This window comes from Dietzia cinnamea NBRC 102147, assembly GCF_001571065.1.
Classification (GTDB): domain Bacteria; phylum Actinomycetota; class Actinomycetes; order Mycobacteriales; family Mycobacteriaceae; genus Dietzia; species Dietzia cinnamea.
On record NZ_BCSW01000008.1, the window covers coordinates 1 to 14,152 of the forward strand.

Annotated in this window: 11 protein-coding genes; 8 read left to right on the plus strand and 3 right to left on the minus strand. The window is 74.0% G+C overall.

What is annotated here, in order from left to right; all coding sequences use genetic code 11:
- Positions 1-104: 104 nt before the first annotated feature.
- The 3 genes from DCI01S_RS04710 to DCI01S_RS04720 form a co-directional block, all read right to left on the minus strand.
- The gene (locus tag DCI01S_RS04710) at positions 105-1,385 is read right to left on the minus strand and encodes a glycosyltransferase 87 family protein (protein WP_061228189.1); all 1,281 of its coding nucleotides are present in this window, start codon (positions 1,383-1,385) and stop codon (positions 105-107) included.
- Positions 1,382-2,935, minus strand: coding sequence for a CCA tRNA nucleotidyltransferase (locus tag DCI01S_RS04715; RefSeq protein ID WP_174521526.1), 1,554 nt, complete (start codon positions 2,933-2,935; stop codon positions 1,382-1,384). The genes DCI01S_RS04710 and DCI01S_RS04715 overlap by 4 nt, the downstream gene beginning before the upstream one ends.
- A gap of 150 nt (positions 2,936-3,085) precedes the next feature.
- Positions 3,086-3,418 (minus strand): putative quinol monooxygenase, encoded by a 333-nt coding sequence (locus tag DCI01S_RS04720; protein ID WP_061228190.1) that lies wholly within the window; start codon positions 3,416-3,418, stop codon positions 3,086-3,088.
- A gap of 100 nt (positions 3,419-3,518) precedes the next feature.
- On the opposite strand from DCI01S_RS04720, the gene DCI01S_RS17815 reads away from it, so the two are divergent.
- The 8 genes from DCI01S_RS17815 to trxA all read left to right on the plus strand — a co-directional run bounded on the left by DCI01S_RS17815 (position 3,519) and on the right by trxA (position 14,054).
- Positions 3,519-4,376 carry an alpha/beta hydrolase-fold protein gene (locus DCI01S_RS17815; protein WP_244881651.1) on the plus strand — a complete coding sequence of 286 codons (858 nt, stop codon included), beginning with the start codon at positions 3,519-3,521 and terminating at the stop codon, positions 4,374-4,376.
- A 69-nt stretch (positions 4,377-4,445) separates the two neighbouring features.
- Positions 4,446-5,732, plus strand: a complete 1,287-nt coding sequence (locus tag DCI01S_RS17820; protein ID WP_244881652.1) for an NUDIX hydrolase — start codon at positions 4,446-4,448, stop codon at positions 5,730-5,732.
- Positions 5,729-8,335, plus strand: a complete 2,607-nt coding sequence (locus DCI01S_RS04740; RefSeq protein WP_244881653.1) for a hypothetical protein — start codon at positions 5,729-5,731, stop codon at positions 8,333-8,335. Before DCI01S_RS17820 ends, DCI01S_RS04740 begins: the two co-directional genes overlap by 4 nt.
- The gene (gene murJ / locus DCI01S_RS04745) at positions 8,332-10,209 is read left to right on the plus strand and encodes a murein biosynthesis integral membrane protein MurJ (RefSeq protein ID WP_061228193.1); all 1,878 of its coding nucleotides are present in this window, start codon (positions 8,332-8,334) and stop codon (positions 10,207-10,209) included. The genes DCI01S_RS04740 and murJ overlap by 4 nt, the downstream gene beginning before the upstream one ends.
- A gap of 87 nt (positions 10,210-10,296) precedes the next feature.
- Entirely contained in the window at positions 10,297-11,937 is a 1,641-nt protein-coding gene (locus DCI01S_RS04750) for a protein kinase family protein (protein WP_061228194.1), read from the plus strand.
- Between the two features lie 50 nt (positions 11,938-11,987).
- Positions 11,988-12,605, plus strand: coding sequence for an RNA polymerase sigma factor SigM (gene sigM / locus DCI01S_RS04755; RefSeq protein ID WP_061228195.1), 618 nt, complete (start codon positions 11,988-11,990; stop codon positions 12,603-12,605).
- Positions 12,606-12,738: 133 nt separating this feature from the next.
- The gene (gene trxB, locus DCI01S_RS04760; RefSeq protein ID WP_007629618.1) at positions 12,739-13,671 is read left to right on the plus strand and encodes a thioredoxin-disulfide reductase; all 933 of its coding nucleotides are present in this window, start codon (positions 12,739-12,741) and stop codon (positions 13,669-13,671) included.
- A gap of 38 nt (positions 13,672-13,709) precedes the next feature.
- Positions 13,710-14,054, plus strand: coding sequence for a thioredoxin (gene trxA / locus DCI01S_RS04765; RefSeq protein ID WP_007629616.1), 345 nt, complete (start codon positions 13,710-13,712; stop codon positions 14,052-14,054).
- The last annotated feature ends 98 nt before the right edge of the window (positions 14,055-14,152 follow it).

A 14,152-nucleotide genomic window follows, 5' to 3' on the forward strand; every position in this document is an offset into this window, starting at 1 on the left:
CGGGCGGACCGGGGGCCGGCGCGGCGAGCAGCGGCCGGCCGGGCCAGGCCAGCGGCGCGCAGCCGGCGGAACCGGCCGGGCCGCGCAGCCCGGGGGAGGCGCGGTCAGCGGGCTAGCGCGCGGTCCAGCACCACGGGCTGGCGGGGGTCGCCGCCCAGATCGGGCCGGCCCAGGCGGGCCGCCCGCAGCCCGAGCACCACCAGGAACACCAGCGCCCAGATGAGGTAGGCGTTGCCGACGAGGTGCTCGACCGGGCTCCAGCCCAGCTCGCGGCCCTCGCTGTTCGGCACCCACCACTGGGGAGTCGCCAGGAAGATCACCACGCCGCTGGCGGCGAGGCCCAGCCAGAGGCGCTCGTCGCGGTCGCCCCGCCGCCCCGCACGGTCGGCCCACACCAGCGCGAGCACGACCGCCGGCACCGCCCACACCCAGTGGTGGCCCCACGACACGGGCGAGCAGAACAGCGCGACGTGACCCACCGCCACCGCAGCGGCGACCTCCTGACCAGACCGCAGCAGACGCCACGCGACCCACGCGATCCCCAACCCGATCGTCGCGGCCACGAGGAACCACACGATCGACGCGGCGGTGTCCTCGAGGCCGAGCCGGTAGACGACGCCGTTCACCGACTGGTTGGAGGTGAACGCGAGGCCGCCGATCCGCTCGGGATCACGGATGGCGAAGCTCCAGTAGCGGGCGGAGTCGTCAGGCGCGAGCAGGTGGCCGAGGCCGGTGAACGCCAGCGCGGACACCACCGCCGTGGCCAGCCCACGCCAGTCCCGCCGCAGGAAGAAGTACAGCAGGAACACCGCGGGCGTGAGCTTGATGGCCATCGCCAGCCCGGTGAGCGTCCCGCCCCACCACCGCCCGCGGCCGAGGATGACATCGACCAGCACGAGCGCCATGAGGAACACGTTGACCTGTCCGAACCCGATCGTCTCGCGGACCGGGCCGAACCATAGCGCCACCACCATGACGGCGGCCGTGAGCCACCACAGCTCGCGCGCCGGCCGCTCGCACGTGCGCGTGAGCACCAGCTGCACGACGAGCGCCAGCACCGCGATGGTCGCCAGCGTGACGAGCGCGGACGCCACCGGCAGCGGCACCAGCGTGAGCAGCGAGAAGATCTGCGCGGACAGCGGGGGATAGGTGAACGGCAGGTGCGCGCCCTGCGCGAGCTGCGGCAGTTCGCCGTACAGCTCGCCGCCGTCGCGGAACACCTGTCCGCCGACGCGGTAGACGTCGAGGTCGATGCGGTACGGCGGGATCTGTTGCAGGCCCGGGACGCCGACGGTGTGCAGCAGCGTGCCGACGGCGGCGAGGACGACGACGACGAGGCGACCGACCGCCGACGAGAGGTAGCGGTCGACCGCTCCGCCGGTCACGCCGGGTCGCCGTTCTGCCGGTCCGTGTCCGGTCCCCCGGCCGGCTGGTCCCCGCCGTTCTGCTCGGCCCACCACCGGAGGAGTTCGGCCTCGGCCTCGTCCCGGTCGAGCGGGCCGCGGTCCAGACGCAGTTCCTTGAGGAACGCCCACGCTCGGCCGACCTCGGGCCCGGGCTTGAGGCCGAGCAGACTCATGATCTCGTTGCCGTCGAGGTCGGGGCGGACCCGCGCGAGGTCCTCCTTCTCCTCGATCTCGGCGATCCGCCTCTCCAGCGAGTCGTAGTTGGCCTGCAGCTTGGCCGCGCGGCGCCTGTTGCGGGTGGTGCAGTCGGCGCGCACGAGCCGGTGCAGGCGGGGGAGCAGGTGACCGGCGTCGGAGACGTAGCGGCGCACGGCCGAGTCGGTCCACTGGCGCTCGCCGTACCCGTGGAAGCGCAGATGCAGGAACACCAGTCCCGAGACGTCCTCGATCATCTGCTTGGGGTACTTCAGGGCGCGCATGCGCTTGCGGACCATCTTGGCGCCCACCACCTCGTGGTGGTGGAACGTCACGCCGCCGCCGGGCTTGGGCGCGCGGGTGGCCGGCTTGCCGATGTCGTGCAGCAGCGCCGCCCAGCGCAGGACGAGGTCGGGACCCTCCGGCTCGAGGTCGATGGCCTGCTTGAGCACGGTCAGCGAGTGCCAGTAGACGTCCTTGTGCTGCATGTGCTCGTCCCGCTCGAGCTTCATGCCGGGCACCTCGGGCAGCACGTGGTCGGCCAGGCCGGTCTCGCACAGCATGTTGATGCCGTCGATCGGGTAGTCGCCGAGAATCGTCTTGTCGAGCTCGGCCCGGACCCGCTCCGCGGTGATGCGGTCGATCTCCGCGGTCATCTCCGTCATCGCCCGGAACACGCGTGGCGCGAGGGTGAAGCCCAGCTGGGAGACGAAGCGGCACGCCCGCAGCATGCGCAGCGGGTCGTCGGCGAAGGACTGCTCGGGCGCGGCCGGGGTGTCGAGCACGCCGGCCAGAAGCGCGTCCATCCCGTTCAGCGGGTCGACGAACTCGTGCCGGCCGTCGGGGTGGAGACGCACCGCCATGGCGTTGACGGTGAAGTCGCGCCGCACGAGGTCCCCGTCGAGGGTGTCCCCGTAGACGACCTCGGGGTTGCGGGTGACCCCGTCGTAGGAGTCCGCGCGGAAGGTCGTGATCTCGATCTGCTGCTCGATCCCATCGCGGTCCCGCTTGACGGCGGACAGCGTGCCGAACTCGATCCCCGTGTCCCACACCGCGTCCGCGTAGCGGTCGAGGATCCCCCGGACCGCCTCCGGGCGGGCGTCGGTCGTGAAGTCCAGGTCCGTGCCGAGCCGCCCGAGCACGGCGTCGCGGACGCTGCCGCCCACCAGATACAGCTCGTGCCCGGCCTCACCGAACGCCGCCGCCAGCGGGGACAGCACGTCGGCGAGCTGGTTGAGGGTGGTCTGGGCACCGGCCAACAGCCGGACCCTGCGGGCCTCGACCTCCGCCGGATCGGGCCTGGCGCCGGGGCCGTCCTGCAGACCCGAGAACACCGCGGCATCGTGTCGGTCGGAGGCGGCACGATCGCCGGCGGCGCTGCGATCGGAGGTCGGTCTGCGGGCTGTCACGGCGCTGACTTTACCGAGTGGGCCCGACATCCCCCGGCCGGGCGGAGAACCGGCGCTGGCGACCCGCCGCGGGTCTCAGTCGTCCGCCACGGCCGTCTTGGACCACAGCGGCTCGACCGCCTCGACCTCCGGCGGCCCGCTCAGCAGGTCCCCCGACTCCTCGAGATACCGCAGGTAGGCCGGGTTGCCGAGGAACTCCTGCGCGGCGGCCGCGTCCCGGTAGTGCTGGAACACCACCATCACGTCCGGGTCCACGTACGAGGCGCACAGGACGTAGGCGCGATGCCCGTCGTTGGCCTGTACCGCCCCGGGCATGTGCCGACGCCACGCCTCGATCAGATCCTCGCGACGGCCCGGCTTGGCCCGGTGTCGCAGGACCAGGGCGTGCGCGGGCGGGCCAGAGCTCATACAGCGGACTCTAGCCGCGCCCGGGTCGCCGGTCCCGCCTCACGTGGCGCCCACCCCGACACCCTGTGCCCTGTGACAGGAGTGACTTAGAGTGACGGGCGTGTCTCGTCGTCGCCGCCCCTGTCCACGCCTGTCACCCACCCGTCGGACCGGCGCCCCGGCCGCCGTCACCCTCGCGGCGGTGGCGGCCCTGACCGGCGCGGCGGCCACCCTGACCGCGGTCGTCCCCGGGACCGTCCCCACGGCGGCCGCACAGTCCGCCGGCGGCGTCGACACCTCCACCGCCCTGGGCTTCACCACCGCCCCGCGACCCACGGCCCCGCCGCCCGCCGACCCCGCACGCCCGCAGGTCCTGCGCGTCCAGCCCGTGGAGGGCCGCAAGGTCCTCGCCGACGTGTGGTCGCCGGCCATGAACAAGGCGGTGCCGACGTTCGTCCTCCTCCCGCCGAGCGCGCGCCCGGCGCCGCTGCTGCTGCTGCTCAACGGCGTCGGCGGCGGCGAGGACCACGTCGGCTGGGCCTACCACACCGACTACCAGGACTTCTTCGCCGACAAGCACGTCCTCGTCGCCAGCCCCGAGGGCGGCCGGTTCAGCCTCTACACCGACTGGCAGCGACCCGACCCCGTCCTCGGCGTCAACCGCTGGCACACCTTCCTCGACTCCGAGCTGCCCGCCGCGCTCGCCGAGCGACTCCGCGGCACCGCCCTCTATCTCGCCTCCGCACCGGGCAACCCCGGCCCCGACGACGCCGCGGAGTTCGGTTCGGCGACCCTCGCGATCGGCGCCCCCACCGAGCTCGCCGCCGACCTGGGGACCCGCCACATGGCCGCCGCGCTGCGGGCCGGCGGCGTGCCGTTCACCTACGACCGCTATCCCAGCGGCGCGCACACCTTCGGCCTGTTCTCCCGCGAGCTGCGCGACTCGTGGCGGGTCGTCGGGCCGGCGCTCGGGGCCTGACCGCGCGCGGCCCGGCGACGGCACGCCGTGGATTCCGGTCAAGTCACCCCCGGCCGGTAGCATCGATGGGTGTCCGAAGCCGATCGTCCCGCCGACCCGCGCGCCAACGCGCCGCGGCGTCGTCGTGCGCGTCGGCCGGCCGGACCCGGCACCCCTGGACGTGAATCCGCAGGTCATCGGTCGGATCGGACCGGAGCGAAGGGCTCCGACGGGCAGCGGTCCGGGCAGGGCGACGCCCAGAAATCAGCCCCGCAGAAGCCCTCCGGCGGTGCCGGCGGCGCGTCGGGCCCGAAGGCCGCCCACGGGGGACAGTCCGGGGCCCCCGACGACGGCCAGCACCGCCAGGGCCGGCGACGCCGTCGCGGGGGCCGCGGACGACGCGGCGGCCGGGGGCAGGGCCGCGCGGCCGAGGCCCAGAAGCAGCAGAGCGCCGACACCACCCACACGGTGAAGTCCGGCGACGGCACCGCCGGCGCGACCTCACGCCAGGCGCCCCGCCACCCACGCGCCTCCACCCGGTCCCGATCCGGTGGGGGACAGGCGGCCTCGGCCAACACCACCCGCACGTCGCCGCCCGCGAAGGCCGGCGGCAAGGGCGGGTCCAAGACCGGCGGTAAGACGGCCGCCAAGAACGCGCCCAAGACCGGCGCCAAGCCGGGCGCCCAGGGCGGCAAGGGCGGCGCCAAGAACGCCCGCGGCGGCCGCGGGGGAGCGCGCCATCCCCGCGGGGGCCAGCGCCTCAAGACCGTGCTGGAGACCTCGGCCGGCGGGCTGGTCGTGCGCGGTCTCGAGCGCGCCGCGAGCGGGCCCGAGCCGGACCTGTCCCGGCTCGAGGTGGCGCTCATCGGTCGCCTCGACCGGCGCGGGCGCATGCTGTGGTCCATGCCCAAGGGGCACATCGAGCCGGGCGAGACCGTCGAGGAGACGGCCCGGCGCGAGGTGCTCGAGGAGACCGGCGTCGACGGCACGGTCCTGGCGGCGCTGGGCACCATCGACTACTGGTTCGTGGCCGAGGGCCGACGCATCCACAAGACCGTCCACCACCACCTCATCCGCTACGACCACGGCGACCTGTGCGACGAGGACCCCGAGATCACCGAGGTCGCGTGGGTGCCGTTCGACGACCTGCCCCGCCGCCTGGCCTATCCGGACGAGCGGCGGCTGGTCGAGGCCGCCCGCACCCTGTTGCCGCAGCTCGCCCGCGCCGAGGCCGCAGGCGACAACCCTCCGCCCGCCGACGCGCAGGTGGTGGACCCGTCCCGCCGGGCCGACGGTCCGGAGCCGGTCCGCCGCAGTCACGCCCCGGGTTCCGCAGCCGCGCCCCGCGACGACTCCCCGGAGGAGTCAGGGCCGTGATCGGGCGGCCGGTTGGGCGTGCAGTCCGGGCGGTCGTCCCGACGGCGTTGTGCGCGGCACTGGCGATCGGACCGGGCTGGGGCGTCGGCACCGCGTGGGGCCCGGCCGCGGCCCGCGCGATCACCCCCGAGCAGGCCTCGGCCGCCGGCTACATCCCCGATCCGGCCCCCGCACTGGCCAGGATCAGCATCGACGAGCTCACCCCTCGGGTCCTCGACGGCGCGAACGACCCGGCGGGCGCCGGGGGCGGGGGAGGGGCCGCCGTCGGCACCGAGGCCGGCGTCCCGGTCGTCACGGTGTCGGGGACCATCACCAACGTCGGCGACACCCCGCTCGAGGCGGTCGACGTGCGCCTGCAGCGCGGGCCGCGGTCCGCCGACGCCGAGTCGGTGCGCGAACCGCTGGTGTGGTCGGAACCGTCGTTCGGGGTGCGCGGCGAGTTCGTCCGCGTGGCGGAGGCCGTGCCGCCGGGCGCGTCGGTGACGTACCGGGTCTCCATGCCCGCGCGCGCCGTGCCCGGTGATCCGGGTCCCGACCTGCAGCTCACCGAGCCCGGCGTCTACCCGCTGCTCGTCAACGTCAACGGCACGCCCGCGGGCGGATCCCCCGCGCGCCTCGACGACGCCCGCACCCTGTTGCCCGTGCTGGAGGCGCCGCGGCCGGCGACCGTGCCGGGGGTCGACGACGACGAGGTGGTCGACCCCTCGCCGGCGGACGAGCAGCGTCCGGCGCCGGTCCCGCTGACGGTGCTGTGGCCGCTGGCCTCGTCACCGACGCGGGTCGCGGCGGTGCCCGGTGTCGAGGGTCCCGATCCCGTGGTGATGCTGACCGACGATTCCCTCCTGCGGGAGCTGTCGGACTCCGGTCGCCTCACCGGTCTGGTCCGCGCGGCCGACGAGGCGTTCGACGGACCCGGGGGTCAGGAGCTGCGGCGTTCGATGTGTCTGGCGGTGGATCCGTCGCTCCTGGGGACCGTGTCCGAGATCGCGGGCGGCCGCCCCATCGTGATCTCCGACGACGCCGGATCCGATCGCACGGGTGACTCCTCCGCGCGTGGCGCCAGGGTCCGCGGCGGTGGCGATGACGACTCCGGGTCCGGCGGCGCCACGACGCGCCCGGCCGATCCGGAGGCCGTCGCCGCGGACGCCACGCGCTGGTTGGACGAGCTGCGCGCCTTGGCCGACGGCGCGTGCGTGGTGAGCCTCCCGGCCGCGCAGGCGGGTCTCGAGTCCGTCGCGGCGGTCGGGTCCACCGACCTCACGCGTGCGGCACTCGACAACGCGGGCTCCGTCGAGCGGATCCTCGGGGTGGCGCCCGTCCCCGACGTCGTCGTGCCCGCCTCGGGCACCCTGGCGCCGGGCACCGCCGAGGCCCTCGCCCCGCAGGGCGGTGGCGCGGGCAGCGCCGTGGTGGCCGCGCCGTCCACCCGCACCGACACCGGCCTCGTGCCGCCCCCCGGGGTCGTGGGCCTGGCCGGCACGGCGGCCGGGCGCGCGCTGACCTACTCCGCGACGATCGGCTCGGCCCTGGCCGCGACCGGCGACGTGCCGGAGAACCCGCGCTACTCGGACCCGGCCACCCGGTACTGGCTCACGGCCGACTCGCCGGCAGCCCGGCTCCAGGACGCCCGCGCGGCCCTCCTCGCGCCGGTGGTGGACGCGATCGACGCGGCGGGTGGCCCGGGGGACACCACGGCGGACGCTCAGGGCGTCCTCGCCGTGCCGCCCCAGGTGTGGACCGTCGACGGGGAATCGGCCGGCTCCCTGCTCGAGTCGCTCGGCGCCCAGCTGGCGGCCGGCCGCATGCGGGCGCTCCCGCTCACCGAACGCCTCACCGGCCCCGTGACCGTCCCCGACGGGACCCTCGCCCCGGATCCGACGGGCGCGGTCGACCCCGGCGCGCCCGACCCTGCCGACGCGGACCGGCGCATCGCCACCGCCCTCGAGGCCGTCGGCACGCTCCGCTCGTTGGTCGACACCTCCGATCCGACCTCCGCGGGCGCCCAGGATCACCTCGACCCGATGGTCACCGACGCGCTGCGGGTCCTCTCGGAGACCGGGCGGCGGGCCGGCGGCGACGGTGTGGACCCCGGATCCGGGACCGGCGAGGACGCACTGGCCCGGTCCGCCGCGCGACTCGACCGGCTCGAGGAGACGGTGAGCGCCTCCCTCGACCGCGTCGACCTCCTGCCGCCGGGCAGCGTCTTCACGATGGCCAGCCCCAACAGCCCGCTCCTGCTCGTGACGCGCAACGCCCTGCCGTTCCCGGTCCGCGTCGGCGTGACGGTGACCGCCCCGGAGGACATCCGGGTGGACCCGGTGGGGGTCGTCCAGATCCCGGCGAGCGGATCGCGCACCCTGCAGGTGCCCACCCAGTCCGACGCCGAGGGCGGCACCCGGCACGCCGTGACCTTCATGCTCACCGGTCCCGACGGCCGACCGCTGTCGGAGCCGGTGGAACTGTCCGTCCAGACCGGCGGGTACCCGGTCGCGCAGGCGTTCGCGTTGGCCGCGGCGGCGCTCGCCCTCGTCCTCGGGGGTCGGCGCTACCTGCGCTACCGTCGGGGCATCCTCGACCCCGCGGACGAAGGGCACCGACCGTGAACGACGAGCAGGGGTCCACCGGACCCGAACTGCGCAGACCGGATCCCGGCCTCAGGGCCAGGCGGCGTGAGTCGGGCAGCTGCGTGCTGCCCGGCCCGGCGTCGCCGCCGCCGGTCGCCGACTCGTTCGTCCCCGACGCGATCCCGACCCCCGCGATGACGGCCGCCTCCGTGAGCGCGGCGACCCCGGCTGCCGGCGCGTCCACGGACGGGTCCTCCGAGTCCCGCTCCGGGGGCGGGACCGGGGGCCGCACGCGCGACTCGTCCGACGCGTCCGTGATGCGGTCGACGGGCTCGATGGCCGTGGCCAACCTCGCGAGCCGTATCACCGGCTTCGTCCGGATGATCCTCATCCTCACCGTGCTGGGCCCCGCGGTCGCGTCGGCGTTCAACACCGCCAACACGCTGCCCAACATGATCACCGAGCTCGTGCTGGGTTCGGTGCTCACGGCCATGTTCATGCCGCTGCTGGCCAAGGCGGCGCAGGAGGACGCGGACGGGGGAGTGTCCTTCATCCGCCGCCTGCTCACCGTCACCTCGGCGCTCGCGCTCGGCGCGACGGTGCTCGCCGTGGCGTGCGCGCCGCTGCTCACCGAACTCAACCTCGGCGACGGCGAGGTCAACACCGACCTGGCCACCGCGTTCGCGTTCCTGCTGCTTCCGCAGATCTTCTTCTACGGCGTGTTCTCCGTGATGCTGGCGGTGCTCAACTACAACGGCGTCTTCCGGCCCGGCGCGTGGGCGCCGGTGTGGAACAACGTCGTCGCGATCGCCACGCTCGCCCTGTTCGCGGTGGTGGGCAGCGGTATCGACCCTGCGGCGCCGGTCAACCTGCTCAGCGGCCCGATCCTGCTGCTCGGTCTGGGCACGACGCTCGGCGTGGTCGTCCAGGCCGCCGTCCTCGTCCCCGCGCTGCGCCGCGCCGGTGTCGACCTGCGCCCGCAGTGGGGGCTCGACCCGCGGATCAAGCAGTTCGGCGGGCACGCGCTGGCCGGCGTGACGTACGTGCTCATCTCGCAGGTCGGTCTGGTCATGACCAACCGCATCGGCGCCGCCGCCGACGAGGCCGCCATCGCGATCTACCAGACCTATTGGCTGCTGCTGCAGGTCCCGTACGGGATCATCGGCGTCACGCTGCTCACGGCGATCAACCCCCGCCTCGCGGACAACGGCGTCGCCGGCCGGAACGACGCGGTCGTGCGCGACATCTCGCTGGGGACCCGGCTGTCCCTGTTCGGCCTCCTGCCGATCATCGCCTTCATGACGGCGTTCGGACCGACCATCGCCACGGGCCTGTTCCGCTACGGCAACTTCGACGCCGAAAGCGCCCGGGTCCTCGGCCTCACCGTGGCCGCCGGCGCGTTCACCCTGGTGCCCTACGCGATCGTGCTCCTGCAGCAGCGCGTCTTCTACGCCCGTGAGGACTACTGGACGCCCACGGTGATGATCCTCGCGATCACCGTCGTCCGGGTCGTCCTCTCGCTCCTCGTCCCCGCGGTCGCGGACGAGCGCTCGCACGTGGTGATCGGCCTCGCCCTGGCCAACGGCATCGGCTGGGTCGTCGGCGCGGTGGCCGGGTACGTCCTGCTCCGCTCGAAGCTCGGGTCGTTGCGCGGCCGGGAAACCCTCCGGTCCGCCGCGTGGACGCTCGGCGCCTCGGTCGCCGGCGCCCTGGTGGCCCTCGCGGTGGACACGGTGCTGCCGATGGACGCGCTCACCGACGCCGTCGGCAGCATCGGCTACGTGCTCCGCGCGGCGCTCGCCGGTGTCCTCACCCTCGCGGTCACCGGGCTGGTCCTGTCGAGATCCCGTCTGCCGGAACTGGACTCCATCACCCCCGTTCTCCGCGGCCTCGTGGGGCGTCTGAGGCGATAGTCGATTCCCCGGGCGGGCGGTACGTACACTCGAGGGGTCACGAGCGGCCGACGGGAGGCCGGGCGCACCAGGCGAGGAGGACAGCGGGTGGGCGATCAGACCGGGGCCCCCGTGGGGTCCGCTTCCCCCACTCCTCCTCGTCTGACCGTCGGCGGCCTCGTCTCCGGTGGCCGGTACGAGCTGCTCGAGCCGTGCGGCGGCGTCGCCGGGCAGGCGTTCTGGAAGGCCCGCGACCGGCGCCTCGACAGGTTCGTCGCCCTCACCTTCGTCGACCCCCTGCCCGGCGAGCAGCCCCCGGGCTCGGCCACCGGGGTCCTCGACCGGACCGTCGCCCTGACGTCCGTCTACTCCGACGGCCTCGCGCGCGTGCTCGACGTCATCCGCGGCCGCGCGGGCGGCATCGTCGTCACCGAGTGGATCCCGGGCCGCAGTCTCGCCGCCGCCGTCTCGGAGCCCGACCCGGATTCCGCCGTGGGCGCGGTGTGGGGCCTGTCCGACGCCGCGACCCGCGCCGAGGAGGCCGGCCTCGCCCTCGGGTTGGACTCGCCGGACCGGGTCCGCCTCACCGAGGACGGGCGCGCCGTACTGTCCTTCCCCGGAGTGCGCGAGGGCGCGGACGCCCGCGCCGACGTGCGGGGTCTGGGCGCGGTCCTCTACGCGCTGCTCACCGGGACGTGGCCGCTGCCCCTTCCCGACGGGTCCGACCGGCACGATCCGGCCGACGGGCGCCCGGGGGAGGCCCCGAGGGGCGACGACGACGAGGTCCTCGATCCCACGGTGGTCGGCGCCGGGGTCTCGCCCGAGTCCGCCGTGCTGGCGATGCGGACGCTCGACGGGTCGTCGGTGAGCTCGGCGGCCACCGTGAGGTCCATGGTTGCCGACCGCGTCGGCGGGCCGGTGCGCGCCGCGCGTGTCACCCGCCCGGTGGACCCGGACCCGGCGGGCGGGGCGTACGACGGGGCGTACGCGGGCGGGACCGCTGAGCCGTACTCCGAGCCGTACTCCGATCCGGACCCGGAGACGCAGAAGCGCCGGTGGCAGATCATGGCCGGCACCTCCGCCGCGGCGGTCGTGGTGATCGTCCTGGTCCTCACGTGGTTGCTCGGCGGCTTCGGCGGCACGAGCAACAACACGCCGTTGTCGCAACAGCTCGACGCGATCGAGCGGGCCGCCCAGGCCAGCCGGGCGTCCCAGACCACCGAACCCGCGCCGGAGGACCAGGCGGACGCCGACGCGGACACCGAGGAGACCGAGTGGGACACCCCGGACACGCCGGTCGAGGTCTCGACCGTGACGACCTGGCAGCCGGCGTCCTCGGCCGGCACGGCGGAGAACTCGGCGAGCGCGCCGAACGTGGCCGACGGTGACCGGTCCACCTCGTGGTCGAGCGACACCTACCGCGCGCAGATCGGCGACTCGCCGTCCGCCTACAAGCCGGGCATCGGGCTGATGTTCACCCTCGACGGCGAGCAGGAGGTCCGGCGGGTGGTCCTGCACTCCGAGGACGACGACGTGCGCTTCGAGGTGCGCTCGGCGACCAGCGCGACGCCGAGCTCCCTCGACGAGACCACCCGGCTCGGGACGGGCACCGTCCGCGACGGCGAGGCGACCGTGACGATCGACGAGCCCGAGGAGTCGCGGTACCTCCTCGTGTGGATCACCCGGCTCGGCACGTCCGGTGCCCAGGCCTACGACGCCGAGATCACCGAGGTCGAGCTCACCCGCTGACCCGCCCGGCGCCGAGGTGGCACCCCCACCGGCCGAGGCACCGGGTTACCGTGACGCCCGTGAACACCGGTGCCACCGTCACCCCCGCCCCGGCGACGACGCGTGCGTCCCTGCGGGCGGAGTCCCCGCTGACGGACGCGGAGTTGATCGACGCGCACGTCGCCGGCGATCCGGACGCGTTCTCCGCGCTCGTCCGCCGTCACTACGACTACCTGTGGCGGCTGGCCATCCGGACGTCGTTCAACCGCGATGACGCCGCGGAGGCCCTCCAGGAGGCCCTCGTCTCGGCGTACCGCAAGGCGGACACGTTCAAGCACGCCTGCCCCGTCCAGGGATGGCTCTACCGGATCGTGGTCAACGCGTGCCTGGACAAGATGCGCGCCCAACGCCTGCGTACCCATACGCAGCTCACCCCGTCACTGCACGAGCAGGTCACCCTGCGCGATCACTTCCACCAGGATCCCGCCTACGCGATCATCGTCGCCGAGGCGCTCGCGGGCCTGCCCGACGATCAGCGCGACGCCGTCGTCGTCGTCGACATGTTGCGGTGCACCGTGGCCGAGGCCAGCCACCTGCTCAACGTCCCCCCGGGCACCATCAAGAGCCGGTGCGCCCGCGGCCGCGCCAAGCTCGCCGTCCTCCTCGAGGGGGTCACCCTCACCGCGTGAGGGGGAGACCGGGGACACTGGGGGAACAAGCCGCCCCACCCGCGTGTTGAGCCCTGGTGAGTAGGCCTGACACGGTGGTGCAGGTCCGCCACCCTCCCCATCGACCGCCCACCCCGAGGAGCCCCGAGAACTCATGAGCGACACCGTCCACGACGTCATCATCGTCGGATCCGGCCCGGCCGGCTACACCGCCGCCATCTACTCCGCGCGGGCCGAGCTCAAGCCGGTGGTCTTCGAGGGGTCGCAGTTCGGTGGTGCGCTCATGACCACCACCGACGTGGAGAATTTCCCGGGCTTCGCCGAGGGCATGATGGGCCCCGACCTCATGATGCAGATGCGCGAGCAGGCCGAGCGGTTCGGCGCCGACCTCCGGATGGAGGACGTCACGTCGATGGACCTGGCCGGCGACGTGAAGATCGTCCGCGTCGGCGAGGAGGAGCACCGTGCCCGCGCCGTCATCCTCGCGATGGGCGCGGCCGCCCGCTACCTCGGCGTCCCGGGGGAGCAGGAGTACCTCGGCCGCGGCGTGAGCTCCTGCGCCACCTGCGACGGCTTCTTCTTCCGCGACAAGCCCATCGTGGTGGTCGGCGGCGGCGACTCGGCCATGGAGGAGGCGACCTTCCTCACCAAGTTCGGCTCCTCGGTGACCATCGTTCATCGCCGCGAGGAGTTCCGCGCGTCGAAGATCATGCTCGAGCGGGCCCGCGAGAACGAGAAGATCTCCTTCATCCTCAACACGACCGTCGACCAGGTCGTCGCCGGCAGCACCGGCTCGGTCGAGAAGCTGTGCCTGCGCAACACGGTCACCGGAGAGACGAGTGAGCTCGAGACCGCCGCGATGTTCGTGGCGATCGGCCACGACCCGCGGTCGGAGCTCGTGCGCGACCAGGTCGAGGTGGACGAGGACGGCTACGTCCTCACCGGCCAGACCACCGCCACCTCCATCCCCGGGGTCTTCGCCTGCGGCGATCTCGTCGACAAGCGCTACCGCCAGGCCATCACCGCCGCCGGTTCCGGCTGCTCGGCGTCGATCGACGCCGAGCGTTGGCTCGCCGAGCAGGCCTGACCCCAGCCACCCGAACCTCCACCGAAAGGACCGCCATCATGGCCGACACCCCCAACATCGTCGACGTCACCGAGGCCGACTTCGCCGACGCCGTCCTCGCCGCCAGCGCCTCCAAGCCGGTGCTCGTGGACTTCTGGGCCACCTGGTGCCGCCCGTGCACCATGATGGCGCCGGTCCTCAACGAACTCGCGGGCGCCGAGGCCGACAAGCTCACGGTCGCCAAGGTGGACGTCGAGGCCAACCAGGAGCTGGCCGCCGAGTACCAGATCACCGCGATCCCCGCGCTCCTGCTGTTCTCCGAGGGACAGCCCGTGAAGCGCCTCACCGGCGCGAAGTCCAAGTCGGCCCTGCGCTCGGAGCTCAGCGACGTCCTGGGTTCCTGAGGGTCCCGCAAGAATCTGCTGAAAGACCCCCTGAGCCGTCCCCCGCCGCGCGGCGCGGAAACGGCACTCGGGTGGGTGAGGCGGTAAGTTCATTCGAG

Excerpts from the sequence above, each read along its gene's own strand:
- trxA (WP_007629616.1), top strand. The coding sequence starts at position 13,710 with ATGGCCGACACCCCCAACATCGTCGACGTCACCGAGGCCGACTTCGCC.
- trxB (WP_007629618.1), top strand. The coding sequence starts at position 12,739 with ATGAGCGACACCGTCCACGACGTCATCATCGTCGGATCCGGCCCGGCC.
- DCI01S_RS04720 (WP_061228190.1), bottom strand. The coding sequence starts at position 3,418 with ATGAGCTCTGGCCCGCCCGCGCACGCCCTGGTCCTGCGACACCGGGCC.